The sequence below is a fragment of the Streptomyces sp. NPDC059455 genome, from assembly GCF_042750115.1.
GTDB classification, from domain to species: domain Bacteria; phylum Actinomycetota; class Actinomycetes; order Streptomycetales; family Streptomycetaceae; genus Streptomyces; species Streptomyces endocoffeicus.
Genome location: NZ_JBHYVB010000044.1, coordinates 25696 through 50196, shown reverse-complemented (window position 1 = coordinate 50196; position 24501 = coordinate 25696). Strand labels below are relative to the sequence as shown.

27 protein-coding genes and 1 pseudogene are annotated in these 24501 nt (G+C 71.3%); 12 read left to right on the top strand and 16 right to left on the bottom strand.

The annotated features are described in order from the left end of the window. Positions 1-27: 27 nt before the first annotated feature. Positions 28-4608, bottom strand: coding sequence for a hypothetical protein (locus ACFXB5_RS18230; protein ID WP_385208706.1), 4581 nt, complete (start codon positions 4606-4608; stop codon positions 28-30). A 204-nt stretch (positions 4609-4812) separates the two neighbouring features. On the opposite strand from ACFXB5_RS18230, the gene ACFXB5_RS18225 reads away from it, so the two are divergent. Continuing rightward, positions 4813-5814, top strand: coding sequence for an alpha/beta hydrolase (locus tag ACFXB5_RS18225; protein WP_385208703.1), 1002 nt, complete (start codon positions 4813-4815; stop codon positions 5812-5814). 95 nt (positions 5815-5909) lie between these two features. On the opposite strand, the gene ACFXB5_RS18220 is transcribed toward ACFXB5_RS18225, so the two are convergent. Further along, positions 5910-6116: a hypothetical protein gene (locus tag ACFXB5_RS18220; protein ID WP_385208701.1), complete on the bottom strand. Its 207-nt coding sequence runs from the start codon at positions 6114-6116 to the stop codon at positions 5910-5912. 188 nt (positions 6117-6304) lie between these two features. Here ACFXB5_RS18220 and ACFXB5_RS18215 point away from each other — a divergent pair, with 188 nt between their 5' ends. Further along, on the top strand, positions 6305-7048 hold the full coding sequence (locus ACFXB5_RS18215) for a class I SAM-dependent methyltransferase (RefSeq protein ID WP_385208698.1): 744 nt from the start codon (positions 6305-6307) through the stop codon (positions 7046-7048). Between the two features lie 166 nt (positions 7049-7214). Here the strand turns inward: ACFXB5_RS18215 and ACFXB5_RS18210 are convergent, their stop codons facing one another. Together ACFXB5_RS18210 and ACFXB5_RS18205 are read right to left on the bottom strand one after the other, a co-directional pair. Then, the gene (locus tag ACFXB5_RS18210) at positions 7215-7820 is read right to left on the bottom strand and encodes an NAD(P)H-binding protein (RefSeq protein WP_385208695.1); all 606 of its coding nucleotides are present in this window, start codon (positions 7818-7820) and stop codon (positions 7215-7217) included. A gap of 11 nt (positions 7821-7831) precedes the next feature. Beyond that, a complete protein-coding gene (locus ACFXB5_RS18205; RefSeq protein ID WP_385208694.1) occupies positions 7832-8617 on the bottom strand; it encodes an SDR family NAD(P)-dependent oxidoreductase in 786 nt (261 codons plus the stop codon). A 153-nt stretch (positions 8618-8770) separates the two neighbouring features. On the opposite strand from ACFXB5_RS18205, the gene ACFXB5_RS18200 reads away from it, so the two are divergent. Further along, positions 8771-9292 carry a MarR family winged helix-turn-helix transcriptional regulator gene (locus ACFXB5_RS18200; protein WP_385208692.1) on the top strand — a complete coding sequence of 174 codons (522 nt, stop codon included), beginning with the start codon at positions 8771-8773 and terminating at the stop codon, positions 9290-9292. A gap of 51 nt (positions 9293-9343) precedes the next feature. On the opposite strand, the gene ACFXB5_RS18195 is transcribed toward ACFXB5_RS18200, so the two are convergent. Beyond that, on the bottom strand, positions 9344-9898 hold the full coding sequence (locus ACFXB5_RS18195) for a MarR family winged helix-turn-helix transcriptional regulator (RefSeq protein WP_385208690.1): 555 nt from the start codon (positions 9896-9898) through the stop codon (positions 9344-9346). A 161-nt stretch (positions 9899-10059) separates the two neighbouring features. Between ACFXB5_RS18195 and ACFXB5_RS18190 the strand changes: the two genes are divergently transcribed. After that, positions 10060-10272 carry a hypothetical protein gene (locus ACFXB5_RS18190; protein ID WP_385208688.1) on the top strand — a complete coding sequence of 71 codons (213 nt, stop codon included), beginning with the start codon at positions 10060-10062 and terminating at the stop codon, positions 10270-10272. A gap of 458 nt (positions 10273-10730) precedes the next feature. Here the strand turns inward: ACFXB5_RS18190 and ACFXB5_RS18185 are convergent, their stop codons facing one another. Continuing rightward, positions 10731-11168, bottom strand: coding sequence for a DUF6924 domain-containing protein (locus ACFXB5_RS18185; RefSeq protein WP_385208686.1), 438 nt, complete (start codon positions 11166-11168; stop codon positions 10731-10733). A gap of 152 nt (positions 11169-11320) precedes the next feature. Further along, positions 11321-11671: a winged helix-turn-helix transcriptional regulator gene (locus ACFXB5_RS18180; RefSeq protein ID WP_385208684.1), complete on the bottom strand. Its 351-nt coding sequence runs from the start codon at positions 11669-11671 to the stop codon at positions 11321-11323. A gap of 55 nt (positions 11672-11726) precedes the next feature. Between ACFXB5_RS18180 and ACFXB5_RS18175 the strand changes: the two genes are divergently transcribed. Both ACFXB5_RS18175 and ACFXB5_RS18170 read left to right on the top strand, forming a co-directional pair. After that, entirely contained in the window at positions 11727-12614 is an 888-nt protein-coding gene (locus tag ACFXB5_RS18175) for an NAD(P)-dependent oxidoreductase (RefSeq protein ID WP_385208683.1), read from the top strand. Positions 12615-12751: 137 nt separating this feature from the next. Next, complete coding sequence (locus tag ACFXB5_RS18170; RefSeq protein WP_385208681.1) at positions 12752-13273, top strand: YceI family protein; 522 nt, start codon at positions 12752-12754, stop codon at positions 13271-13273. A gap of 33 nt (positions 13274-13306) precedes the next feature. Here the strand turns inward: ACFXB5_RS18170 and ACFXB5_RS18165 are convergent, their stop codons facing one another. The 7 genes and pseudogenes from ACFXB5_RS18165 to ACFXB5_RS18135 form a co-directional block, all read right to left on the bottom strand. Then, positions 13307-13960 (bottom strand): class I SAM-dependent methyltransferase, encoded by a 654-nt coding sequence (locus ACFXB5_RS18165; RefSeq protein ID WP_385208678.1) that lies wholly within the window; start codon positions 13958-13960, stop codon positions 13307-13309. Continuing rightward, the gene (locus ACFXB5_RS18160; RefSeq protein WP_385208676.1) at positions 13957-14532 is read right to left on the bottom strand and encodes a hypothetical protein; all 576 of its coding nucleotides are present in this window, start codon (positions 14530-14532) and stop codon (positions 13957-13959) included. The genes ACFXB5_RS18165 and ACFXB5_RS18160 overlap by 4 nt, the downstream gene beginning before the upstream one ends. A 171-nt stretch (positions 14533-14703) precedes the next feature. Further along, positions 14704-14937, bottom strand: coding sequence for a hypothetical protein (locus tag ACFXB5_RS18155; RefSeq protein ID WP_385208674.1), 234 nt, complete (start codon positions 14935-14937; stop codon positions 14704-14706). After that, positions 14934-16823, bottom strand: a complete 1890-nt coding sequence (locus ACFXB5_RS18150; protein WP_385208672.1) for a hypothetical protein — start codon at positions 16821-16823, stop codon at positions 14934-14936. The genes ACFXB5_RS18155 and ACFXB5_RS18150 overlap by 4 nt, the downstream gene beginning before the upstream one ends. Then, positions 16813-17610: a hypothetical protein gene (locus tag ACFXB5_RS18145; RefSeq protein WP_385208669.1), complete on the bottom strand. Its 798-nt coding sequence runs from the start codon at positions 17608-17610 to the stop codon at positions 16813-16815. The genes ACFXB5_RS18150 and ACFXB5_RS18145 overlap by 11 nt, the downstream gene beginning before the upstream one ends. Before the next feature lie 90 nt (positions 17611-17700). Beyond that, a pseudogene (locus ACFXB5_RS18140) lies at positions 17701-18021 on the bottom strand (helix-turn-helix transcriptional regulator); the annotation flags it as partial. Positions 18022-18176: 155 nt separating this feature from the next. After that, entirely contained in the window at positions 18177-18416 is a 240-nt protein-coding gene (locus ACFXB5_RS18135) for a hypothetical protein (protein WP_037955849.1), read from the bottom strand. 388 nt (positions 18417-18804) lie between these two features. Here ACFXB5_RS18135 and ACFXB5_RS18130 point away from each other — a divergent pair, with 388 nt between their 5' ends. Further along, positions 18805-19218, top strand: coding sequence for a spore-associated protein A (locus ACFXB5_RS18130; RefSeq protein WP_385208732.1), 414 nt, complete (start codon positions 18805-18807; stop codon positions 19216-19218). An 86-nt stretch (positions 19219-19304) separates the two neighbouring features. Here the strand turns inward: ACFXB5_RS18130 and ACFXB5_RS18125 are convergent, their stop codons facing one another. Further along, the gene (locus ACFXB5_RS18125) at positions 19305-19796 is read right to left on the bottom strand and encodes an FBP domain-containing protein (protein ID WP_385208665.1); all 492 of its coding nucleotides are present in this window, start codon (positions 19794-19796) and stop codon (positions 19305-19307) included. Between the two features lie 75 nt (positions 19797-19871). On the opposite strand from ACFXB5_RS18125, the gene ACFXB5_RS18120 reads away from it, so the two are divergent. From ACFXB5_RS18120 to ACFXB5_RS18100, 5 genes are all read left to right on the top strand, one after another. Continuing rightward, complete coding sequence (locus tag ACFXB5_RS18120; protein ID WP_385208662.1) at positions 19872-20441, top strand: TetR/AcrR family transcriptional regulator; 570 nt, start codon at positions 19872-19874, stop codon at positions 20439-20441. Between the two features lie 131 nt (positions 20442-20572). Continuing rightward, entirely contained in the window at positions 20573-21760 is a 1188-nt protein-coding gene (locus ACFXB5_RS18115; protein ID WP_385208659.1) for a GDSL-type esterase/lipase family protein, read from the top strand. Positions 21761-21831: 71 nt separating this feature from the next. Continuing rightward, positions 21832-22173, top strand: a complete 342-nt coding sequence (locus ACFXB5_RS18110; protein ID WP_385208656.1) for a hypothetical protein — start codon at positions 21832-21834, stop codon at positions 22171-22173. Positions 22174-22238: 65 nt separating this feature from the next. Continuing rightward, on the top strand, positions 22239-22703 hold the full coding sequence (locus ACFXB5_RS18105; protein ID WP_385208653.1) for a low molecular weight protein-tyrosine-phosphatase: 465 nt from the start codon (positions 22239-22241) through the stop codon (positions 22701-22703). After that, a complete protein-coding gene (locus tag ACFXB5_RS18100) occupies positions 22700-23581 on the top strand; it encodes a fructosamine kinase family protein (RefSeq protein ID WP_385208651.1) in 882 nt (293 codons plus the stop codon). Before ACFXB5_RS18105 ends, ACFXB5_RS18100 begins: the two co-directional genes overlap by 4 nt. On the opposite strand, the gene ACFXB5_RS18095 is transcribed toward ACFXB5_RS18100, so the two are convergent. Further along, entirely contained in the window at positions 23550-24500 is a 951-nt protein-coding gene (locus ACFXB5_RS18095; protein WP_385208648.1) for an aminoglycoside phosphotransferase, read from the bottom strand. The two genes, ACFXB5_RS18100 and ACFXB5_RS18095, sit on opposite strands and share 32 nt — an antisense overlap. Between the last annotated feature and the right edge of the window lies 1 nt (position 24501).

Here is a 24501-nt window from a genome sequence, read left to right as displayed (position 1 = left end):
CGTGCGCACCCGTGACCTCGATGACGACTACCGCGAGCATCCTGCCACTGGCTGCCAGGCCGTCCGGCCACCCAGCACCCAGCTGAGGTCGTGTTCGGTGTGTTCCCGCGAGCGGGCGCTGAGCTGGTCGCTGATCCACATCTTGGTGGGCCGCGGCACCCGTGGATCGGCGACAAGTGCTTCCAGATCCTGGTGCGTTGTCGCGTACGAGCGGCGGATCGCGCAGCTCACCAGCCCCAGGGCGTACCGCTCCGGAAAGACCACGCGATCGGCGTCGTCCTCCGGGCCGCGCTCCTTGAGGTGCTCCCACAGTCTCCGGTACACGGCCGGGGAACCGTGGTCGAAGATGCTGTCCATCGCGCCACGGAGGGACTTGGCGAGGTGGTTCTCCGCGGCGCGGCCCTGTCGCGAGGCCACGGCCGCGCCGATGACGCGGATCAGCAGCTCGGCGGCGGGTGCCGCGCCGTGTGCGGCGCTGAGCCGCCGCACCAGTTGGCCGAGCCCGCTGATCAGTCCGGCGTCGGTCGGTGGGGCGAAGGCCAGGTCGAGGGCCGTGGTGAGGGCCGTGGGGGTGAGCGGGCCGGACTCACAGGCGGCCTGGAGCAGGGCCTTGCGGGCGGCGTTCCGGGTGGCGGCCGACGCGTCGTCGAGGAGGGGGATGCCTCCCTCGGTGTCGAACACCAGCTCCGAAAGGAAGGTGTGTGCCGTGGTGTACTGGGCGGGTTCGCGCGCCGCGATGGTTCCCACCAGCCCGAGGAAGGCCGCCCGGGTCTTCTGGTCGGAGAAGGTGCCGTACCGCGGCAGGAGTTCGGCCAGGCCGGGCACGGGGAGGACGCCGGCGGACACGGAGCATTCCCAGAGTGTGAGTGCCTGGCGCTGCCGCTTTCCGCTGTTGCCCTCGGCGATCTCATCCGCGATCAGCCCCGTGAGGGCCGGTGCCGATGCCCGTAGCGCGGCCAGCACCCGCTCATGGGCGAGGGGCGGCAGCGGACCCGTGCCCTTCTTGGCCCGGCCGGTGGTGATGGCCTCCAGGAGCACGGTGTCGGCGTCCATGAGCGACAGGTTCACCAGCAGGCCGATGTGGCGCTCGGTGTGGAGCCCGGCGTCCGTGACCGCCCGGTGCAGGGATTGGCGGACGAGGCTCCGGGCGGCGGCCGGGGCGGTCGTCGCCTTCTCGATCCTGCTCACCGCGGTGGGGTGACCGCCGAGCGCGGCCGGCAGGAGGAGCGTGGCCAGGCCGTCCCGGGACAGCCACAGCTCGGAGTCGGCGTCCCAGCCGGAGTGTTCCAGTACCTGCCGCACGCGCTGTGGGGGTACGTCCCGGTGGGCGAGGATCCGGCGGGCCACGAGCGCGAGCCGCTGCGAGGGCGTGACCGGCTGGTTCTCGGGGCAGGGCAGCGCCTTGAGCATGGCGGCGAGCCGGTGGACGAGACGTTCCGCGGCGGCGCAGTCGGTGCTGAGCAGCAGGGGGAGGACCATCCGGTGCTGCAGTGCGTGCGGCGCTCCCGGCCCGGTCATCGCCAGACAGCGGTCCAGGGTGGCCTCGATGGCCCAGTGGCCGTGCGGAAGGGTGGTCAGAACGGCTGTGGCGGCGATGAGTCCGGCGTTGCCCGCGGTGTCGTGGTCGTCCGCCTCGAGGAGCGCCACCGCGGCGTCGAGGCGACGGGTCCAGGGGTGGGGTGCGGCGGCCGGACCGCCGTCGGGGTCGTCGGCGTCATCGGCGGGGAGTCCGTGGTCACCCGGGAGTCCGTGGTCACCGGAGCGTCTCTGGTCGCCCGGGAGTCCCTGGTCATGGGTCCACGAGGCGGCCAGCACCCTCGCCAGGGCCGTTTGGAAGAGCTCGACGTCGTACGACTTCCGCGCGAGACGCACACGCCGCAGACGCTCCTGGACGGCGGCGGCCCACTCCGCCGAGCCCAGTGTTTCCCAGTGCCGTGCCCATAGGGTCATGACGCCGGACGCCAGCTCGGAAAGCCCCCGGGTCAGGGCGAAGTCGAGCATTTCCATGAGGCCCGTCCGGGCTGACGCCACATCGACGTGTGACGTCAGCACGAGCAGCCGAGGCAGGACGTCGAGGCCCGCGCAGGCCGTACGGCGCCCAGTCAGCTCCCGTACGCAGCCCCAGTCGGCGAGGGCGGCGTGGACCGCGAGCGAGTTCTGGGCGGCCAGCCGTTCCAGCGCTTCGAGGACGGCCTCCCGCAGGCTGGGTTCCTGCCTCTCCCACAGCCCGTGGAGCCGCGGCAGGAGGGCGTCGACATCCGTGTCGCGCACGGTCGGGGCCAGCACCGCGTACCGTCGGGCGACACCGTGCGGCGCCGTCGCGAGCAGGGGCTCGACGGGGACGCCCACGGTCGGGTTCCGGGCCGCGACGGCCACGGCGACGGTGTGCAGGATCATGGCGTCCTCGTGCGCCGCCATACGGATCAGCGTGTCCCGTACCGGGCCGCGATACCGTTCGGACCCCGCGGCGAGCATGAGGAGCTGTTCGAGGATCGCCCCGGCGAAGAAGTCGCGGGGATGGGACCCGATCCACTCGCACAGCGACAGCAGCGCCCGCGCCCCGGTGAGGTGCAGCAGGCCGCGCGCGGCCGCGTACTCGAACATGGTCTGGTGGAAGAAGTGGATGCCGTCCGAGGCTCCCCTGCCCAGCACGCCCCGGTCGATCAGCAGATCCAGGGACGACCGGACACGGGCGGCTTCGTACGGCCACGCGTGGCGTGGGCCGCCATGCGGCGAGCTGAGCCGCTCGATCAGGTCCTCACGTGACAGCTCGGTACGGCCGGCCGACATCAGCACGACGGCGATCGCGCCGGTGATCGAGGAGAGGTCCTCCGGCGCCGTGGCGCTCTGGTTGCCGTGATGGCGCCGGTCGGTGACGACCCGGTGGTCCCAGTAGCGGCGGTAGAGGCCGGTGGCGTCGATCTCGGCGCTGGGGAACGCCCCGTCGTCCCGGGCGAGTTCGAACAGCAGCCGCAGCTGGAGGGGGCTTCTGCACACCTCGCGCACCGGCAGTCCGCGGGCCACGGGCTCCATCAGCCTCCGCACCCGCGCCCCGTCGTCCCGGGGGACGGCGTCGGGGCAGTAGAGCGCGGCGTGGCCACGGATGGCGTGGGGGATCTCGCCGTCGTCGTAGGGGCCGAGCGACATCCGGAGGAAGCCGGTGCGCAGCCGGTTCGCCTCCTCCGGCCGGGAGGTCAGCACCAGGCGGACACCGGCGGCGGCGAGATCCTCGCACAGGTCGAGCAGCACCATCTCGTGGTGGTCGTCGTGCAGCAGCAGATCGGCGGTGTCGAGGAGCACGACGGGTGTACGCCCCCGGGTCCGGGCGTGAGTGGCCCCGGACACGACGGTCGCGGGGGTCAGCATGGGCGTCGCGGAGGCGCCGCTCAGGGGGCGCAGCAGCCAGGCGGCGTTGACCAGGAAGACCTCGGCGTCCTCCAGAACGGTCAGGTCCCGGGCGAGGCCCCACAGCAGGCTGCTCTTGCCGTTCCCGGCGTCCCCGGTCACCAGGACCGCCTTCGGATCATCGTCGTAGAGGGCCTCCACCACCCGGTCCTGGATGGCGCGCCGCACATACAGCCCGCCGCTGAGCTGCGGTGGGGAGCCGGTGTCAGCGTCCGGCCGCGGGGAGTCCACGAGGTCCAGGTCGTCGGAGAACCTCCGCGCCCAGCGGTGGAGTTGGCGGTGTGCGGCCGGTCCGGCGTCCGGTGGGGTTCCCGCGTCTGCCGGTGGGGTTCCCGCATCTGGGGGCGGGGGCGGGGCCGTCGGACCTTCCGGGAACCGTTCCGGTACCGGCCCCGTGGGAGTCTCCGGCCCAGGTGCGGCGGCGGGGCCGCCGCCGGGTGGCAGTTCGCGGAGGACGGAGAAGGCGAAGGCGGCGGCGTGGCGGGCCGCGCGGGACTGCCAGCCCTCGGCGTCCGCGTCGTACTTCTTCCCATCGGCCCGGTCGCTGATCCCGCGGACGATCAGGGCGGGTAACGCGGCGTTGAGATGGGCGGCCTGCGCCACGCCCGCACCCTCCATCTCGATGGCGGCGGCGTCCTGGTAGTTCCGGCGCAGTTGCCGTCGCAGGGGCGAGTCCGCCGAGTTGAGGACGACCTCACCCGCGGCCACGGGTTTGAGGTGTACGGCCGGGCGGGCGGCGCCGGGCGGGCGGTCCCGCAGCAGCTCGGTCCACGCACCGGACCTGCGGGCCATGCGGGCCAGCTGGTCGAGTTCCTGACGCACCGGCCAGACCCGCGGGCGGGAGTGGAACTCACCGTCCTCGTCCTTGCCTCCGTGGTACGCGTACACATGCGTGGCCATGACGACGTCCCCGAGCTGGACATCCCCCTTGAGGGCCCCCGCCACCCCGACGAATGCCACGGCGCGCGGGCCGAACATGGTGATCGCCCGCTCGGTCAGCACGGCCGCCCCCTGGTTGCCGTCACCGAGCTCGGCAAGCGCCACCCGCCACGGCGTGCCGTCGAGCCGGCCCACCTCGAACAGGGTGCCCGCCGGGTGGAGTCGCGGCCGCGGATCCACCAGGTGCGCCCGGACCGCCTCGTACTCCACGTCCAGTGCGGTCAGCACGACGAGTGAGTCGCTGTGATGCCCGGTGCTCTCCACGTCTCCCCCCGGCCACGGTCGACCCTCGTGCGGCCCGCGGGCGAAATGCTACCGTCCGCGATCTCCCGGGGCGGGGACCAGCGGAGGTACCGAACGCTCAACGGACGTACGAGCCGCCGTGACCATCGGTATCCCCGAGCGGCGCCGGCTGCTTGGATGCGCGGTATGGATCTCCCCCACACAAGCCCTTTTGTCCCGAGGCCGATGGCCGTGCCTCCGTTCGACCCCGAGCTGAGCGTCGCGCTGGAGTCCTTGGGCAACGGGCCGAGAGAGCCGATCACTCCGGGAAATCTCGCGGCCCGGCAGAAGCGGGACGCCGCGACCCGGCCCAGGCCGACGGCCGATGACCTCCGGGCCGATGGCCGTTTCGAGGTGGCGGAGCTGTCCGTCCCCGGGCTGCGGGACGGGCCCGATGTCACGCTGGTGAGCGTGCGGCCCGCCGGGCGCGAAGGGCCGCTGCCGCTGCTGTACTACATGCACGGCGGCGCGATGATCATGGGCAACGCATGGTCGGTGCTTCCGCGGATCCTTCGCGAGTGGGCCCACCCGCTGGACATGGCCGTCATCTCGGTCGAGTACCGGCTGGCGCCGCAGACGCGGTACCCCGGACCGCTGGAGGACTGCTACACGGGGCTCCTCTGGGCCGCCGGGCACGCGGCCGAACTGGGCATCGACCCGGACCGCGTCATCGTCGGCGGGAAGAGCGCCGGCGGCGGCCTCGCCGCGGCCCTCGCCCTGCTGATCCGTGACCGCGGCGGCCCCGGCGTCCTCGGGCAGCTCCTGCTGTGCCCCATGCTCGACGACCGCGGACACACCTTCTCCAGCCACCAGATGTCGGGCCTCGGCATGTGGGACCTCGTCTCCGGCGAGACCGCTTGGAAGGCGCTGCTGGGCGACCGGTACGGCCGGGCGGACGTGCCGCCCTACGCGGCGCCCGCCCGCGACACGGACCTCTCCGGTCTTCCTCCGGCGTTCATAGACGTCGGATCGGCGGAGATGTTCCGCGACGAGGACGTGGCGTACGCGAACGGGATCTGGCAGGCCGGCGGCCAGGCCGAACTGCACGTATGGCCCGGCGCGTACCACGGCTTCGACGGCATGGCGCCGCAGGCGGCCATCAGCAAGGACGCACGCCACGCCCGCACCCGCTGGCTCAGGCGCCTCCTCGCTCACTCCAGGGACACCGAGCCGAGGCTCGCCGGATGAGCCGGGCGGGGCGGATTCCGCCACCAGTTTTTCCCCCCCGGGCGTACGGCGGATGAAGCGGTAAGGCCCGCCATACATACCCCCAACCACCGGCTTCAGGCGGCCTCCGACCGCCGCCTGGACGACGCGGTCGTCGGCCGGGAGTCCGATTCCCGCGCCCCGCCGGGAATCAACCGCAGATGACGCCGCTCGCGTGCGTGCCGCGGGGCCGAGGACGACCCGGACAGCCAGTCCTCGACACGGTCCATGACCAACAGCAGCAAAACCAGCGTGGGCAGCACTAAAACCGCTACAACGATCACAACGAAGGGCCCCTTCCTCAGCAGGCGACCCCGGTCGGGTGCCCGCGGCAGCCCAGCGCGCCAACGGTGTTGTGTGGGGATGATGTGAAGGTCAAGCGCGGTGCCGACCCCATGGGCGAACCCGGATCCGGGCCTACGGGGGGCAAATTCGCTGGACATCGCGTGCCCCAGCGGTGAAGGGTGACGGCATGAACCAGGAGGAGATCTGGGACGTCGACGCCGCGCAGCGCTATGACACGCCCGGTACGGGCATGTTCGCGCCCGACATCCTGCGGCCGACCGTGGACCGCCTGGCCGAGCTCGCGGGCGGCGGAGCGGCGCTCGAGTTCGCCATCGGCACCGGCCGGGTGGCCGTCCCGCTCGCCGAACGAGGGATCCCCGTCACCGGCATCGAGCTGTCGCGTCCGATGATCCAGCAACTGCGCACCAGGGCCGACGAAGCGACGATCCCGGTCATCGTGGGTGACATGGCGACGTCCGTGGCTCCCGGGGAGTTCACGCTCGTCTATCTCGTCTACAACACCATCTCCAACCTGCTCACCCAGGCCGAGCAGGTCGAGTGCTTCCGCAACGCCGCCCGCCACCTCGAGCCCGGTGGCAGGTTCGTGATCGAGCTCTGGGTGCCCGAACTGCGCAAACTCCCGCCGGGCCAGACGGCCACCGTCTGGCAGGCCGAGCCCGGCTACATCGGGTTGGACACCTACGACGTACTGCGCCAGCACGTCGTCTCACACCACTTCCGGTTCGACGACACCCGGCAGGCCCGGCTGACCCGCAGCCCGCACCGTTACATCTGGCCCGCTGAACTCGATCTGATGGCCCAGCTGGCGGGATTCGAGTTGGAGAGCAGGCACGGGGACTGGTCCGGCGCCGAATTCACCGCCGAGTCGCGCTCCCACGTCTCCGTCTACCGAATCCCGCCGAGCCGGTAGCCCCGCTTTCGTCGAGGCCCTCTGAGCGGGGGCGGTTATGGGCGAACGGAGGCCAGCTCCCGCAGGCGAGGTTCTCCGACCATGGTCAGCATGTCGGAGTGGCGTGGCTCCCAGCCCAGTTGACGACGGGTCCGTGGGGCCCGGCAGCGGCTGGACGACGCCATGATCAGGGCACCGAACTCTCCCCAGATATCGGCCGCCTCCGCTTCGTCGACACCGCCGGTACCGCATCCCAGATCGTCGGCCACCCGCTCCGCGAGCCATCGATTCGGGGGCTCGCCCGCCACTGCGTGGTAGAGCGCCCCTGAGGTTCCCTTGTCCAAGGCCAGGGTGAACAGGCGGGTGACATCGTCGCCTCGACCGCCTTGCGTGCGGCGGCCAGGGGTTCGACGGTGAACGGATCCTCTTCGGCGAAGCTGTCCTCGCTCCAGGCGCCCGCGGTGCGCTGGAGAAACACACCGGTGCCGGAGAGGAACACCAGTGTCTTTCCGCTGTCGGCCAGGGCCTGGATCAGGTTGTCGAGGGTCGCGGTCTCCTGGGCCGGGTCTGCCGCGGCCGTGTAGATGACGGTGTCGGCGAGGCGTGCCGCGGCGAACGTCTCGGGCAGCCGCGCCTCCAGGTCCCCCGCGACCGGGTTGATGCCGTCGGCTTCGAGCGCGGCGGCCGCGGTCTCGGTGCGGGCCAGGCCGGTGATGTGATGTCCCGCGCCCGCGAGATGACGGGCGACGGCTCCACCGACGAATCCGGTGGCACCGATGATGAAGATCTCCACGACGGTTTCCTTCAGCCCGGCAGCGTGCTGATCTCGCCGCCGTCGGCGAAGAGGATCGCGCCGTTGATGTAGCTGCTCGCGGGGCCGGCGAGGAAGGCGACGATCTCGGCGATCTCGCGCGGCTCACCCGCCCGGCCCCGGGCGTTGACCTGGTCCAGCACGGCCACCTGATCTCCGAACATGGCGGAGGTGCCTTCGGTCTTCACCGGTCCGGGCGAGACGGTGTTGACCCGCACCCCACTGCCACCGAACTCGGTGACCCAGTAGCGGGTGAGTATCTCGACACCGGCCTTGGAGGCCCCGTAGGCGGCGCCGATCGGCGCGGGTGTCCTGGCCGCACTGGATCCGATCGTGATGACCGAGCCGTGTCCCCGCGCGACCATGGCCGGGGCGAGCGCGCCGACCAGGAGGAACGGGGCTCGGGTATTGACCGCGATATGCCGGTCGAAGCTGGTGGCGTCGGTCTGTGCGGTCGGCGCAAAGGCGTAGTGACCCGCGTTGTTCACCAAGATGTCCACCTCGCCCGCCGCCGAGGCCAACCGCAGCGTGTCCTCGGCATCGGTCAGGTCCGCGGCGATGAAACGGGCGGATCCGCCCAGCTCCGCGATTTCCTTCACCAGGGATTCGCCGCGGGCGCGGTCCCTCCCGTGCAGGACGACCTCCGCACCCTGCTCGGCCAGCCGCTGGGCCACGGCACGGCCGATGCCCGAGGTGGCTCCGGTCACCAGGGCGATACTGCCCCGCAGCGGGGTGCCTCCACTGACGCTACTGGCGATGCCGACGCTACTGGCACTCATGGCGATCTCACTTTCTGTCCATGTGGGTAGGGGCGCGCACGCAGCAGGGCGCCCTGCTGTCGTGTGTTCGCAGCCTCGACAGAAACTATGCGCGACAGATGTTCTGTTTGCAAGAACATCTGCCGGGCCGCCGACATGCGGTACATTGCCGGTGTGAGTGCTTCACCTTCCGCCGCCAACGGCGGCGACGCCGCCGATACCGCCACCCGCGCCGCCACCCGCGAACCCGGGCTCGAGTCGGATCTGGGGTGGGCCATCCGCATGGTCTCCTCGGCCTTCCGCAGAGTGGCCACCAGTTCCGTGGAGGACCTGCCGGGTGGGCCGCGGGGCTATCTGGTCCTGGTCGCCGTGGCGTCCGGCGAACCGCCGTCCCAACTCGCCCTCGCGCAGCAGGTGAGCCTCGACCGCACCGTCATGACGTACCTGCTCGACGATCTCGAGACGCGGCAGCTGATCACCCGCAGGCCCGACCCCCGCGACCGGCGGGCGCGCCAAGTCCTGATCACCGAAGAGGGCCGCGCCCAGCTCGAACGCGCCCAGGAGCGCCTCTCCGTAGCCGAGGCGCGTCTGCTCGCCGACCTCGATGAGCACGACGCCCGCCAACTGCGCCTGCTCCTGACCCGTGTCGCCCAAACCGCTCAGCGCGAGGCGCTGGCCCCCGAGGCCGACTGCTGAAGAAGCGCACGACGCGCCACCGCGTCACCGCGTACTGCCGGCGTCGGGCGTCTACTGCCGTTCCGGATCGGTGGCCGCCGCGGAGCCGTCGGCGGCCAGGGACTCCAAGGCGGGCACCGCGGCGGACAGTGTTTGTCGCTCCTCGGGACTCAGCTTGTCGATTCGCGTGGCGAGCCGGGTGGCGGCCTCGTGGCGCACGGCGCGGAGGAGTTCACGGCCGGTGTCGGTGAGGGCGATCAGGCTGGCGCGGCGGTCCTCGGGGTCGGGGGTGCGCTCGATCCAGCCGGCGGTGTCAAGCAGTTCGACCATGCGGGACGTGGTCGGCAGGGCGATGCCCAGCCGGGTCGCGAGGGTGCTGATGCGCATCGAGCCATGGGTGGCGAGCGCTCCGAGGGCCGTCTGGCGGCTGGGGGTGAGATCGCCGTGTTCGCCCCGGGCGCCCCGAAGGGCGGGAAGCAGATGCTGGAGGGCGGTGCGGAGCCGCTCGGCCAGCTCCGCCGATTCCGGGGCGGCGGGACTCGGGGCTACGGATTCCGGGGTGCCGGGCCCCGGGGTGGTGGACCCCGGGGTGGTGGACCCCGGGGTGGTGGGGTCGAGCGCGGTCATCTCGGCTCCTCTGAGGGTGGTCCCGGTCCATGGCCGGGTGACGATGATGGCGGCGACGGGGGCGGTGGCCCGGACTCCGGCGGGGACGCCTGCCGGGGCGCGGGCGCCGGGTGGTGAGACATGTCCTCGGCGATGTTCTCCGTGTTCTCGGTTTGCTCTGCGTGCCCGCGCCGCCGACCGGTACGACCGTCACCACCGCCGGGGCACCGGCGCCCGCCTTCGGCCCGCCCCCGTGCACATACCGCCCACCCCGCAGCAGCGACGCCACCGCCGCCACCAGACACGCCGCGATGGCGAAGTCGAACGCGGCGGACAGGCCCTGGGAGAACGGCGGGGAGATCAGCGCCGGGAAGAAGCCGCGCCCGGTGAGATAGGCGGCGTGGTGGGCGGGCAGATGGTCGAGCACCTGCGGCCCGAGCAGGGTTTTCACCGGGTTGTAGCTGAGCAGCGAGGCGAACAGCACCCCGACCGGCGGCAGGGCGGCGACCCTCGCCGCATCGCCCGCCGGGACCCCTTCCGAGGTCAGGCCGTGGGTGAGGGCGCCGGGGAGCGAGCCGGCGAGCCCGGCGATCATCAGAGAGAAGAAGATGCCGATGGAGGCCCGCGATCAGGAATCCGATGGTCAGCGGCAGCATGTAGATGCCCGCCCAGAGCGGGGTCTCCTCGAAGCCGTAGCCGTGGCGGGGCAGCCAGATGCCCTGCAACCAGATGACCAGGATGAACATCAGGCCACCCGCGCCCCAGCGCGGCCATGGTTGCTTGATATCAACCAACCTAATCCCGAAATGTCCCAGCGCCAAGTGGGACCATGACGACTCGGGATCGGCGCCGGTTACGAGGGCGCCGGGCCGCATCCGGCGTCGAAGGTCCGGAACACCCCGTCCTCATCGACGGATGCGGCGAACTCCTCGAAGTCCAGGTTGGAGATCGACAGGTTGTTCTCGATCCCCCACAGTTCCGTGGCGATGACCCGGATGGAACGCCCGCGTACTTCTCGCAGGTCCATGACGAGGAGCGGCAACTCCTCCGACGCCATGGCCGCGCCGTCGGCCAGGACGAGGAGCGGATGCTCGTAGTCGGGCGGCAGCAGATCGAGCGCTTCCTCCGGGGTCATGCCCGCGAAACGGCGATCGTCGAGGGGTTCGACGTACGCCAGGAATCCTTCCTCGTTCGGTGTGGCCAGGACCGCGTCAAGGCGCTCCCAGGCAGCGTCGCTGGAGAAGTCCGTCCGTACGAGCAGCACGTCCGCGCCGTGAGGAAGCTGGTTCACGTGAAAACACTACTGGCCGGCGAACCACCGGTCCCGTGCCATCCGCGGTACCCACTTATTTGTGGGTACTTGGCACCGGCGCACAGCCGGGCGAATCTGGTGGCGGGCGGTCGGAGGACCGCCGGATCGGATGACACGGAGGTGGCGTTGCGTCAGGGTGCCGACTGGGCCTCGGCCAGCTTCTCCAGGCGACGGTGTCCCCAATCGGACAGGGGGGCCAACGCCTGGGAGAGGTCGCGGCCGAACGCGGTGAGGGAGTACACGGTCTTCAGTGGCAGCACATCGTGGACTTCCCGGCTCACCAGCCCGTCCGTCTCCATCTCACGGAGCGCCTGAGTCAGAACCTTCTCGCTGAGACCCGGCAGCCGCCGACGTAGCTCACCGGGGCGATACGGGCCGGACTCCAGCGTCCAGAGCAGGGCGGTCTTCCACTTGCCGTCGATCACGGAGATCGCGGCGGTCACTCCGCAGACATTGGTGTCCTGAGCACGGCTGCGTGTCATCTTCGCTCTATTTCCTTTGCGCTATGTACGCGTATATCCATATGGGGGTTGAGTCATGTCCATGTACTCCGAACAGTCTGCCGTCACCGTGCTCGGTCTGGGGCCGATGGGCCGCGCCCTGGCCGGTGCGTTCCTGGACGCCGGACTGCGGATCACGGTCTGGAACCGGACACCGGGCAGGGATCGGGAGCTGATCGAGCGGGGTGCGGTTGGTGCGTCCTCGGCGGAAGAGGCGGTCGCCGCAAGCAAGTTGACGGTGGTGTGTGTGGTGAATTACGACGCGTCGGACGCGATCCTGCGGCGCGACGCGGTCACCGACGCGCTCAAGGGACGCACCGTGGTGAACCTGAGCGCGGACACTCCGGACCGGGCCCGGGACACTGCGGAGTGGGCGGCCGGGCGCGGCATCCGATACCTGGACGGTGCGATCATGACGCCGACCACCACCATGGGAACGCCTGCCTCGGTGTTCATCCACAGCGGCCCGGCGGAGCTCTACCAGGAGCACCGGCCCGTACTGGAGGCGCTGGCCGGTACCCACACCCACCTCGGCGAGGAGATCGGCCGGGCGGCGGCGTACGACATCGCGCTGCTCGACATCTTCTGGACCGCGATGGCGGGCTATGCGCACGCCCTGGCAGTGGCACGGGCGGAGGGAATCAGCGCCCGGGAGTTGGCGCCCTTCGCCAAGGGCATCGGCGCGATCCTTCCGCCGCTCTTCGAAGAGACCGCGGAGGAGCTGGACCGCGGCACCTACTCCGGTGAGGGCAACCCGATGACCTCGGGCGTCTCGACCATGGCCCATATCGTCCACACCTCCGAGGGGCACGGCATCGACGCGGGGGTGATGCGCGCCGCAGAGGGCATGACCCGCCGCGCCATCGGGCTGGGGCATGGCGCGGAGGGGTTCATCCGCGTGGCCGAGGTACTGGGCCGCCGCTGACACTCGTCAGGTGGGGGATGCTCCCCAAAGGTGTTCCCGCTGCCGGTAGTTGACGCTGAAAGGGTCTGGTGCGGCTGCCGTGGTGTGCGAGATTCTGAGCCACTCAAGAGGGTCTTCAGCGAACGGAGGCTACGAGCATGCCGATATCAAGCGCCGCGGAGCTGTCCTTACCGGCAGCGGGCACCTACGAGATCGATCCGGCGGCATCGAGCGTGCGCTTCGACACCCGCGCCTTGGGGCTGCTCCGGGTCCGGGGCACGTTCACCATCGCGCAGGGCCGGATCACCGTTGCCGAGACGTCGGAAGCGTCGTCGGTGGACGTCGAGGTGGAGGCGGCGAGCTTCGCGTCCGGCATTCCGCGGCGCGACAACCACGTCCGGTCGTCCGACTTCCTGGATGTGGAACGACACCCCACGATCCACTTCCGGAGCCGGGGTCTGGAGCAGTCCGCCCAAGGCGCCTCGCTGCACGGGGAGTTGACCGTGTGCGGAGTGACTCAGCCGGTCGTGGTCACGATCGGCAGCGTGGTCGGCGAAGGTGAGCGGATCACCGTCGGCGGCACCGCCTCCATCGACCGATACGCCTTTGGTGTCAAGAAGGCCAGGGGCATGGCGGCTCGCCGTCTCAAGATCACGTTGGACATCGTCGCCGACCGCTGAGTTACGTCGATCCGGCCTGGCACCCCGGGCACGTCATTCCGGCTTACGGGCCACGAAGCTGGCCACCGTCCGCTTCAGGCCTCCGTCGGGCGCTTGCAGCAGCCGTGCGGTGACGGCGAGCCCGGCCCGGTCCAGGAGTTCGGCGAGCCGATCCGGTGGCAGCAGATGGGATGCGTACGACACGGGATGGCCGCCATACGCCCGCGTCGGACGCAACGTCTCGCCGTCTCCCACATAGCCGACCAGCAAAAGATGTCCGCCGGGCGCCAGGGCGCGATGGAACTCGGCGAACACCACGGGCAGCATCTCCGGCGGGGTGTGGTGGGTGGAGTAGTAGGCCAGGGCGCCACCGAGCTCGTCGTCCCCGATCTCGAGCGCGGTCATCGAGCCCACGGCGAACCGCAGATCCGGGTAAGCCTCCCGGGCCAGCTCGACCATCTTCGGCGACACGTCGATGCCGAATGCCGACACCCCCAGCCCGGCCAGGTGGGCCGTCACCTTGCCGGGCCCGCACCCCAGGTCCGCCACCGGGCCGCGCCGGGCCGTCCGTACAAGCTCGGCGAACGCGGCCAGCATCCCGCGCGACAGCGGATCCAACTCGGCGGGGTTCTTGACGCGCTCGACGTAGGCGGTGGCGACGGTGTCGTAGGACTCCCGGACGGCGGCGAGGTAGGAGAGCTCAGTCATGTGGCGAATGTAGACGGGAGCACCGACAGAAGTCCGACGAGCGTCAGGGCTCCGCCTGTGGCCGCCGGTCGAGCACCACGACGTCCCGCCCGGTGCCGATGACGATTCCTTGCCCAGGCCCCATGCACAGCCGACGGTAAACAGGTCCTCCACCGTCGAACACCGCCATCCGCGGTGCGGAGGTCGAAGACGCGGACGGTCATGTCGTAACCGGCGGTGACGGCCACGGGGGTGCCGTCGAGCACACCGCAGACCACTTCAACCACCAACGCATGGCCGAGGGTGGCGCGAACCTCACCGGTGGCCAGGTCCCACACCCGCACCTCCTCGTCGTGGCCGCCCACGACGGCCATGGGCCGACCGTCGATGGTGGTGCAGGCCACCGCGTTCATCGAGCTCTCGTCACCGGCGACGCTGGTGTACAGGGCCGGGGAGGTCTGCTGCCCGGTGGCCCAACGGGGTTGCCATTCGAGCGGTTCCGCGAGCGCGGCACACTGCCGGGTGGCCGCGGAGCGAGCCGCGTCGGTGGCGAGTACGTGGCGTCGGCGGCGCGGGCTGAGCGGTCGGTGCACCGTCGCGGACGCCCGGTAGATGGCGGCGGTGAGCCGCCCTTCGTCCGTCCGGATGTCGCGCAGCGCGAGCAGCGGTTCGTCGGGTTAGGCGTGGACCAGGTAGTCGGCGTCCTTGAGGAGGTCGTCCAGCAGACCGCACCGCCCGGCGTGGGTGGCCAGGTGCCGCAGCGCCTAGGGGTGCGCGCGGGTCCAGTCTCGCGAACCGTCGAGGCCGGGCGGCACCCGGGCGAGCAGCACGTGTGTGAACGCGCGGTGGACGGCGGCCTCGTCCGCACCGTCGCGCAGATGCTCGGCCAGCGCCTGGTGGTAGAGGCGGTAGGCGGAGCGGCCCGCCGCGGGCGCCTCGACGACGTAGGAGCCCGCGCGGCGGCGCAGCCGGAGCAAGTCGTCGTCGGTGTACGTCACTTCAGCGATACGGGAGGCGAGCAGGGCCCAGATGTCTTCCCAGGGCAGGCCCTGCCCCTCGGCGAAGGCGAGCGGCAGGAACAGATCCCGTACCCGCCCGGCGTCCTGGCCCAGTCGGGCCTCCAGGTCCTGGCGCATCGCGTCGCTGGGCAGCCGGGGCAGGCTCCGGCGCCACGCGGTGTCCTGCGGATCGGGGACGACGGGGTCGGCGGCGAGGGTGCCACTGGTGATGCGGGCCACCAGGAACGACGGATCCGACGCCTCCGCCACCGCCCGCGCCACGGCCCGGATCGTCGGGGGGGCTGCCGCCGGTAGGGGCTGTCGGCGGCGGAGTCGAGCAGACCGCGGGCGGCGTAGGCGGTCAGGGCGTCCAGGTCGGCGTGGCGCGGGCCGTCGAGATCAATGCTGTCGTCACGCTGGAGGCCGAGGTCCTTCAGCAGGTGCGGACGGGTGCCGACCAGCAGTCGCAGCCGACCGCGCGCGTGGTCGGCCAGGCGCAGCAGACGCCGGACCAGGTGCTCGGGGTCGCCGGCCTCGTCCAGGGCGTCGATGAGCACGGTCAGCGGATCCGCGCGCCTGGACAGGGCCTCCAACAGGCTGCCGAGTGTATCGGCGGCGGCGCGGGTGGCGGCGGAGATTCCGCGCAGCACCTGATCCATCGTCAGAGCCTGGGCGTAGATGGCCACATCGACCGCTCCGGCCGACGGGACCGCCGAGGGCGGCAGTCCCAGGGCATGCAGGGGTACGGTTGCCCGGCGGTCCGGGTCGGCGAGGGTCGCGATCAGGCCCAGGACGGCGGTCTTGCCCGAGCCGGGGGCCGCGGTCACCGCCAGCAGGGGCCGTCCGGGCTCCGGGTGCGCCAGCCACCGGGTGATGTCGGTCAGGGCCGTATGGCGCCCCAGGAACCACCATCCGCGGGCGGGCCCTGGTATCCCATCGCACGCGTCCGCAACCGCGTCCGGTACTCGATTGGCACGCCGTTCGTCCTGGACCTCCCACTCCCCGGCCCGCTGGATGGCCAGGTCCACCTCGGTCGGCCCGGACCGGTGCCGGGGGTTGGGCAGGAACGGCGGCACCTCGCCGGTCAGGAGGGACAGGCTGGCGCCGATCGTCTGGAACCCCGGCCGGTCGACGTCGGCGTTCATCGCCGAGACCACCGCGTCCATCGCCAGCGCCGAGGGGTGTGGCCGGCCGTGGGCAGGCCCTCCACGGCCCGCCGCAGCAGATGCACGACGTACCGGTCCGGGCCTGCTTTCGGCGGGCTGGGCGGAGGTGATCACGACCAGGCCGGATCCGGCCGTCCGCTCCCAGCTGTGGGCCATCCGGGTCAGTGCGGCGGCGGTGAGTTCGTTGCCGCCACGTCCCGAATAGCAGGTGCCGAGCATCAGCAGCACCCGCCGCACCCGGGTGCCGAGCAGCATCTTGCGGGCCAGCTCGGCGGTGGGCAGGGCGTCGGCGATGTCCTCGGGGTCGGTGTCGGCGGTGAGCAGGACGTGGTCGCCGCTGCCTTCCAGCACCTCGCCGTGGCAGGCGATGTAGACCGTGAGCAGGTCCGTGGACCGCCGCTCCGGGGAGCGGCAGAACTCCCTTAATCGCGTGGTCAGTTGCTCACGCGTCGGATCGAGTCCGAGATCGCCGACGTGTTCGTACCCCATGGGGCCCGTGAACAGGTCGATGATCTCCTTGCGGGCGGCGGCCAGGCCGGGGCGGTTCCAGCAGGGGTCGTGGCGGTAGTGCGCCACGGCGGTGGCGATGAGGAATCGCCTCTCTGTGTCGCCGCTGAAGCTGTGGCTCGCGTCGGCGTCGCTCTTGGCAGTGTCGCTCGCGTCGGTGTCACTCCTGGCAGTGCCACTCCCGTCGGCGTCACTCTCGGTGTCACGGGGCATGCGGTCCCCCGGCGATCGCTTCGCCCGTGTGCGCCGCGGTCAGATAGGCGGTGACATCGTGGGCGTGCGCTCCTTTGTGGACGATCGCGTTGCGCACCCGGTCGCCGAACCGGGGGCGCAGATCCTTCTCGAGCGCCACCACGTCCCCGTGGTCGGCGAGGTTGGTCCATCGCACCTGCTCCGTCCCCGGCCACCGGCCGCGGCCGTCCTCCGGTGCGGGGTCGAGGCGTTGGAAGACCAGGTTGGCGATGCCCAACGGGGAACCGAGCGTGACCAGAGCCCGCACGGGGTGCTCCGGCAGCGCGCACAACGCCTCATACGCCACGACCGACCCCAGCGAATGCGCGACCACGACTTTGGTGTCCGCCGCGATCCGGTCCACCACCCGCTGCCGCGCGGCCCGCCGCATGTCGTCGTCCAGGAGGTAGCGGCTGACCTGTTTGAGGTCGAAGACCAGGGCACGTATCGCCACCCCGGCGAAGAACTTCGAGCGGGACAGCTGCCGCAGCGCCGCCTGCACCGACGCGGGCGTGCGCACCAGCGTGTCCGCGTCCGGTGGGGCCACCGTCTCGTCCACCGCCGCGGCCTGCCGCCACCAGGCCAGCAGCAACTCCTCCTCCAGGCCGGGTGCGACATCGGCCGCGGTGAGGACCGGATCACCGACGGCCAGCAGGGCCCCCGGCGGACGGAACAGATCCCCGTAGAAGGCCATGGCGACATCCGCATCGGCCATCGGGGCGCGGGCGGCACGCGTCAGGCCGTCCGCCAGCGCCGGCCACACACGCACCGCGCAAGACCTGCTCGCCCTTGACCTGTTGGGCGATGCCATGCACACCCACGACACGTGCCATGCCGCTCCCTACAGGTCGATCTCGACGGCCGGGGCGGGGAGCCCCGGCGACTCCAGGGCTGGAGCGGGGAGGCCCGGCGACTCCGCGGCCGGGGCCGGGAAACGGGCGGCCAGGCCCTTCAGGAGCCGGGCGTAGGCGGCGCGCTTCGGCTGCCGCGGCTCGGTCTTCCCGGATTCTCAATTGCCCACCGCTTCCCGGCGGATGTCCAGCACCCCGGCGACCTCGGCCTGGCTCAGCCCCGCGGCCTCACGCAGCCTCTTGCGCTCGACGGGTGTCGGCAGATCGTCCTGGGCGACCTGCTCCAGGAGCGCGTCGACAGCGCTGAACAACTCGTCCTCAGCGGGCACAGAGCTCACCTCCGGGCAGACCCTATCCCAATCGCTCTGCGCGGCGCACGCTTCATCGCACGCTCAATCACTCCTATCGCAAACGGGTCGGCCGAAAGGAACGGCCGACCCGGCGATCGGCGGTGACGACGAACTCGTCGGTGAAGATGAACTGATTAATCGTCAACACACTTGGGGTACTTCGAGCCCCGATTGCAGTCGTGATAGTCGTACTTACTGACGCGGAACTTCTTCTCCCCGTCCCCCTTGGTCGGCTTGACGACCAAGTAGAACTTCTTTCCGTCCTTGACCTTGTCGGTCACCTGCCCGTCAGGGCCCCGGTCGAAATCCTGCGCGCAGCCGGCGAGCGAGGCAAAAGCGGTCATTACCAAAAGGGCGGCGGCAAGGCGACGCATATGGTGCTCCGATCAACTTGGGGACCGGCACAGTGTAAGAGAGAGGCGTCATCGGCAGCACCGCCGGGGACGTCCACATCCAGCAACGACAGCCCATCCGGCGAAAGCGCCGAAGAAGGACCAGAGAACACCCCCATCCCCTCCACCGAAACACCACAACATTCGATATCTCTTCCACTGGTGGCTCGATGGCCGTCAGACTCTTTTCGGCTTGCGTTTCTTGCGCGAGCCCCCCGTTACACGCTGGTGACAGTGGGGACAGAGTCGTGACGGTGCACGGGGACAACTCAAGGGCCGGGTGACGGGTCGTAATGACCGGGAAATCCACCCACGGCACTTCAACCGACAGCACCGACACCACACGAACGGGGACCCACCCATGACGCACATCAAGCGCGCCCTGGCCGTCGCGGCAGTGACCGGCGCCGGCGCGGCCGCCCTGATGGTGGCCGCACCCGCGGCCTCCGCGGCGCCCTCGCACGCGGCGTACAACGGCGCCTGCGGCTCCGGCTATACGGTCGTCAACTCCACCGAGGTCGGGGACAAGGGCACGGCGTATCTCACCTACAGCTCCACCACGGGCAAGAACTGCCTGGTCGCGATCCGGAACGTCGCCGGTGACCCGGTCCCGATGACCATCTACCTCTCGCGGAGCGACACGGAGATCCACAACATCTACGACAGCGGCAACTACCGCTCCTACGCCGGGCCCATCTACACGAACGCACGGGGCGCCTGTGTGGACTGGTGGGGCTGGATCGACGGTGTGCGCTTCGAGAAGGCCAACACCAACTGCGGCTGACCTCCGCGCCTCACTCGGTGCCCCGCACGCTGTGGTGTGCGGGGCACCGCTGTCGCACGGGCCGTGACGTCGCCCGGCGGCATGAGCTACGCGGTCACCTTGGCGAGGAACGCGGCGACGTTCGCCACGGTCCGCACGATCTTCTCCTCCAGGGTGAGCGACTCCTGCGGGCGCGATCCGGCGCCCGCGTCCTTCTTGCCCCGCACATACAGCGAGCAGGCGAGGTCGCTGCATATATAGGCGCCCACCGAGTTGCCCTGCTGCCTGGCCTTACCCGCCTTCGGCGCCACCATCAGGGACACGCCGCCCGTGTGGGCCGTCAGGCACATCGAGCACATGCCGCGCCGCGCCTGCCAGGAGGCGGGGCCGGGGCAGCGCAGCGCGAGGGCGGTCGGGCGGCCGTCCAGCACGGTGACCAGATAGGCACGGTTGGGGGCCTGCGGATCTCGCCAGCCGAGGTAGTCCAGGTCGTCCCAGGGCCGGTCGGCCAGGTCGCGCGGGATGGCCAGGCGCTTCGCCTCGCCCTTGGTGCAGTTCACGAACGCGGCACGGATCTCTTGCTCAGTCATCGGCTTCATGAGCCGCACGCTCATTTGCCTAAAACCTTTAGGCAAATGCATAATCGGTTCTGGTCGAGGAGAGGAAGGGTATGGATGGCACGGGTAGGACTGACCACGGAACGCCTGACCCGGGCGGGGGCGGAGCTCGCCGATGAGGTCGGCTTCGACCAGGTGACCGTCTCGGCGCTCGCCAGGCGGTTCGACGTCAAGGTCGCGAGTCTCTACTCGCACCTGAAGAACTCCCAGGACCTCAAGACCAGGATCGCTCTGCTCGCCCTGGAGGAGCTCGCCGACCGGGCCGCCGACGCCCTGGCGGGACGGGCGGGGAAGGATGCCCTGACCGCCTTCGCCAACGTCTACCGCGACTACGCCCGCGAGCACCCCGGCCGCTACACCGCGGCCCGGCTCAGGCTCGACCCGGAGGCGGCGGCCGCCAGCGCCGGGGGCAGGCACGCACAGATGACCCGGGCGATCCTGCGCGGCTACGACCTGGACGAACCGGATCAGACGCATGCGGTCCGGCTACTGGGCAGCGTCTTCCACGGCTACGTCAGCCTCGAGATGGCGGGCGGGTTCAGCCACAGCGCCCCGGACAGCCAGGAGAGCTGGTCGCGAGCCCTGGACGCCCTCGACGCCCTGCTGCGGAACTGGCCCGCGCCCTGACGAGGCGCGTATCGCTCATCGCGGGTCCGCACGATCCCTGCCTGCATCCCCGCATACATCACCTGCATCCCTGCATCCCTGCATACATCACCCGCATCCGTGCATACATCCCTGATCAACAGGCTGGAACGATGCCCACCACCGAACACCACTGGATCACCACGCCCATCACCGCCGACATCCTGCGGGGCGCCCTCGACCTGGAGCGCACCGCGCACGGGCTACTGCCGCACCGGCTGCCCGCCTGGGCCCGCGCCCAGTGTGCCGACGGGCAGCTCGCCATGGTGGAGGCCCAGCCGTCCGGCGTACGGCTGGTCTTCCGCACCCGGGCCACCGCCGTCGAGCTGGACACACTGCCCACCAAGCGGGTCTACGCGGGCGCCCCGCCCCGCCCGGACGGCGTCTACGACCTGCTGGTCGACGGCCGTCTGACCGCCCAGTCCACGGTGACCGGCGGCAACACCCTGGCCATCGACATGGCCACCGGGACCGCCGAGAGCCGCCCCGGCCCGGCCGGCACCCTCCGCTTCGCCGACCTGCCCGACGGCGTCAAGGACATCGAGATCTGGCTGCCGCACAACGAGACCACCGAGCTCGTCGCCCTGCGCACCGACGCCCCCGTCGAGCCCGTACCGGACCGGGGCCGCAGGGTGTGGCTGCACCACGGCAGTTCGATCAGCCACGGCTCCGACGCCGCGAGCCCCACCGCCATCTGGCCCGCGCTCGCCGCCTCCCTCGGCGGGGTGGAACTGATCAATCTGGGCCTGGGCGGCAGCGCCCTGCTCGACCCGTTCACCGCACGGACGATGCGGGACACCCCCGCCGACCTGATCAGCGTCAAGATCGGCATCAATCTGGTCAACGCCGACCTGATGCGGCTGCGCGCCTTCGGCCCGGCGGTGCACGGCTTCCTCGACACGATCCGCGAGGGGCATCCCACCACGCCGCTGCTGGTCGTCTCCGCCATCCTGTGTCCCATCCACGAGGACACGCCCGGCCCCGCGTCCTTCGACTTCAGCGCGCTCAGCTCCGGAAGGCTGCGGTTCCTGGCCACCGGCGACCCCGCCGAGCGCGCCGCCGGGAAGCTGACGCTGGGCGTCATCCGCGAGGAGCTGTCCCGGATCGTCGAGCAGCGGGCGGCCGACGACCCCCACCTCCACTACCTCGACGGCCGCGACCTCTACGGCGAGGCCGACGCCGTCGAGCTGCCGCTGCCCGATGAGCTCCACCCGGACGCGGCCACCCACCGCCGTATCGGGGAACGCTTCGCCACGCTGGCCTTCGCCGCCGATGGTCCGTTCGCGGACCACGGCGCCTGACGCCGGGCTCCGTCCGGTACAACGGGAGGGAACGAGCAGGAGCATCGGCGCCCGTGCGAGGGAGGGCCGCGATGACGCCCGATGTGTGGGTGCGGGTCAACAGCGCGACGTTCGGCGGCCGCATGGTGCGCGCCGACACCATCGAGCAGGTCAGATGGGACAGGCAGACACCCCAGCACCTGATCCTGACCCTCCACAGCGGTGAAGAGGTCCGCCAGGACGTACGGGCCGGCGCACCGGTCGACGACATGGACGACACCGAGGGCCCCGATCTCGCCGAGCGGCTGGTGAGCGCGATCGCGCGGGCCTCGGACCGGCCCGGTGGCCACATGCTGGAGCTGAGGCCCGATGAGAGCACCGAAGGCGTGGAGTGGCTCCGGACACCGCTGGTGGACAAGCCATGGGCGGGGTGAGCCGGGGTCTCCCCCGGGCGGCCCGCACCTGCGCCATATCGGAGCCAGGCCCTACCCTGGTGGCCGTGCACATCTGCTTTGTCTGCAGCGGGAACATCTGCCGGTCGCCGTCCGCCGCGCTGGTCTTCGCCGAGCATCTGCGCCGGGCGGGACTCGACGGCGCGGTACGGGTCAACAGCGCCGGTATCGGCCCCTGGCACGCCGGTGAGCCCATAGACGAACGGGCCGGCGAACTGCTGGCACGGCACGGCTATCCGGTGGAGCATGTCGCGGCCCAGTTCGGTGCCGAGCACCGGGACGCCGAGCTGTTCCTGGCGATGGACCGCGGCCACGAGAAGGCGCTGCGCCGGCTGGTCGACGATCCGTCACGGGTCAGGATGCTGCGGTCCTTCGACCCGGATGCCACCGGTGACCTGGACGTACCCGACCCGTACTACGGCGGCCCGGAGGGGTTCGACGAGGTGCTGGCCATGATCGAAGCCTCGGTGCCCGGCCTGCTGGCCTGGGCGCGCGAGCGGCTCGGTGCATGAGCGCCCGTGCCGAGGCCGGGACGGGCGAGGACCCCGGTGCCGCGGCGGCCCGCCTCACCGGCCGTCCGGCGACCCGGCGGCGGCCGCTGTCCGCCGCGCTCACCGAAGTCACCTTCGACGGCGGACAGACGGTGATGGTCAAACGGGGTGACGATCCCGGCGCGGTGGAGGCCGAGGCGGCGGGGCTGCGCTGGCTGGCCGACGCCGGTACGGTCCGCGTCCCGGCGGTGCACGGCCACGACCGGCACTGGCTGGTCACCGACCAGGTGCCGACCGGCCGGCCGAGCGCCCGGGCGGCGGCCCGGTTCGGCCGCGACCTGGCCGGCTTGCACACCGTCGGCGCGCCCGCGTTCGGCGCCCCGCCGCCCGACGGCCCCACGGACGCGTACATCGGCATGGCCCCGATGCGCAATGTCACGGGCACCGACTGGCCGCGCTGGTACGCCGAACACCGGGTGCTGCCCTATCTGCGGCGCGCCGTCGACGACGGCACGGTGCGCCACGGCGAGGCCGAGGTGATCGAACGCGCATGTGAGCGGCTGCCCGAGCTGGCCGGACCCGCCGAGCCACCCGCCCGGCTGCACGGCGACCTGTGGAACGGCAACGTCCTGTGGGGCGCCGACGGGCAGGCGTGGCTGATCGACCCGGCCGCGCACGGGGGCCACCGGGAGACCGATCTGGCGATGCTCCACCTGTTCGGCTGCCCGCACCTCGACCAGGTGCTGGACGGCTACCAGGAGGTGGCGCCGCTCGCCGAGGGCTGGGCCGACCGCGTCGGACTGCACCAGCTCTTCCCCCTGCTGGTGCACACCGTGCTGTTCGGCCGCGGCTACGCCGGGCAGGCGGTCACGGTGGCCCGGGCCGCCCTGGCGCGGTGACCCGCCGCAGTTCCTCGTACAGCCCTTCCAGGGCGGTGTGGTCGTCGTCCGTGCCGGTGTGCGGGGCGGCGAACCAGCGCGCGTACTCGGCGATCTCGGAGAGGCGCCAGTCGAGGGCGAACAGCTCGACCATCGCCGGGTCGGGGCGCAGCCGGTCCCCCGCACCGGCCGCGAGCAGATCGGCGTAGTCCCGCTCGCGTGGCGCGAGGGCCAGCGACTCCCAGTCGACGAGCTTCAGCCCGCACGCGCCCACGACCTGGTTGTCGTTGTGCGGCTCGCCGTGGGTCGTCACCCACTGGTCCCGGCGGGAGTGGGCGAGGTCCGCGAGTTCGAGGTAGCGGTCCGTCCAACGGGTGATCGCGGCATCGTGTGCGGCGATCGCGGCCCGCGCCTCCTCCGCCAGCGGGCCGGAGGTCCAGGGCCGGGCGGTCCGGGCCCGCAGCTCGCCCGGGAACTCGGGGCCGACCTGGGGAGCCCAGTGCCGCAGACCGGGTGGCGGTGTGGCGCGGTGCAGCGCGGCCAGCGCGGCCTCGACCTCGCGGACGTGCGGGGGCCGGCTCGCCTCCTCCTCGGTGGGGCTCCGTCCGTCCAGCCACGGCGTCACGCTCAGCGCGCCCGCCTCGACGCCGACGGTGAACCGGCCGGACGACCGGGCGGGCAACGGCGCGCACACCACGTCCACACCGGCTGCGGCCAGTGCCGCCGCCCCCGCGTAGGCGGCCTCCAGCGTCGCCTCGGTGTGCCGCGGCTCCAGCTGGTCCAACGTCACGAACAGGGTCGTGCCGCCACCGGCCACCCGCCAGTGGTGTGCGCCGAAACCCCAGGGCAGATACGCGACCTCGGCGATTTCCGGCAGCCAATGCGCGGCGACGGCATGCGCGATCGCTTCGTCGCTGATGAAGGAGGGACGGGAGAGCACA

Bases quoted from the DNA above. Each gene is read 5' to 3' on its own strand.
- ACFXB5_RS18195 (WP_385208690.1), bottom strand. From the start codon at position 9,898: ATGACCGCGCTCGACCCCACCACCCCGGGGTCCACCACCCCGGGGTCC.
- ACFXB5_RS18110 (WP_385208656.1), top strand. From the start codon at position 21,832: ATGACGCCCGATGTGTGGGTGCGGGTCAACAGCGCGACGTTCGGCGGC.
- ACFXB5_RS18170 (WP_385208681.1), top strand. From the start codon at position 12,752: ATGCCGATATCAAGCGCCGCGGAGCTGTCCTTACCGGCAGCGGGCACC.
- ACFXB5_RS18175 (WP_385208683.1), top strand. From the start codon at position 11,727: ATGTCCATGTACTCCGAACAGTCTGCCGTCACCGTGCTCGGTCTGGGG.
- ACFXB5_RS18150 (WP_385208672.1), bottom strand. From the start codon at position 16,823: ATGCCCCGTGACACCGAGAGTGACGCCGACGGGAGTGGCACTGCCAGG.
- ACFXB5_RS18165 (WP_385208678.1), bottom strand. From the start codon at position 13,960: ATGACTGAGCTCTCCTACCTCGCCGCCGTCCGGGAGTCCTACGACACC.
- ACFXB5_RS18135 (WP_037955849.1), bottom strand. From the start codon at position 18,416: ATGCGTCGCCTTGCCGCCGCCCTTTTGGTAATGACCGCTTTTGCCTCG.
- ACFXB5_RS18205 (WP_385208694.1), bottom strand. From the start codon at position 8,617: ATGAGTGCCAGTAGCGTCGGCATCGCCAGTAGCGTCAGTGGAGGCACC.
- ACFXB5_RS18215 (WP_385208698.1), top strand. From the start codon at position 6,305: ATGAACCAGGAGGAGATCTGGGACGTCGACGCCGCGCAGCGCTATGAC.
- ACFXB5_RS18225 (WP_385208703.1), top strand. From the start codon at position 4,813: ATGGCCGTGCCTCCGTTCGACCCCGAGCTGAGCGTCGCGCTGGAGTCC.
- ACFXB5_RS18125 (WP_385208665.1), bottom strand. From the start codon at position 19,796: ATGAAGCCGATGACTGAGCAAGAGATCCGTGCCGCGTTCGTGAACTGC.
- ACFXB5_RS18180 (WP_385208684.1), bottom strand. From the start codon at position 11,671: ATGACACGCAGCCGTGCTCAGGACACCAATGTCTGCGGAGTGACCGCC.
- ACFXB5_RS18115 (WP_385208659.1), top strand. From the start codon at position 20,573: ATGCCCACCACCGAACACCACTGGATCACCACGCCCATCACCGCCGAC.
- ACFXB5_RS18100 (WP_385208651.1), top strand. From the start codon at position 22,700: ATGAGCGCCCGTGCCGAGGCCGGGACGGGCGAGGACCCCGGTGCCGCG.
- ACFXB5_RS18120 (WP_385208662.1), top strand. From the start codon at position 19,872: ATGGCACGGGTAGGACTGACCACGGAACGCCTGACCCGGGCGGGGGCG.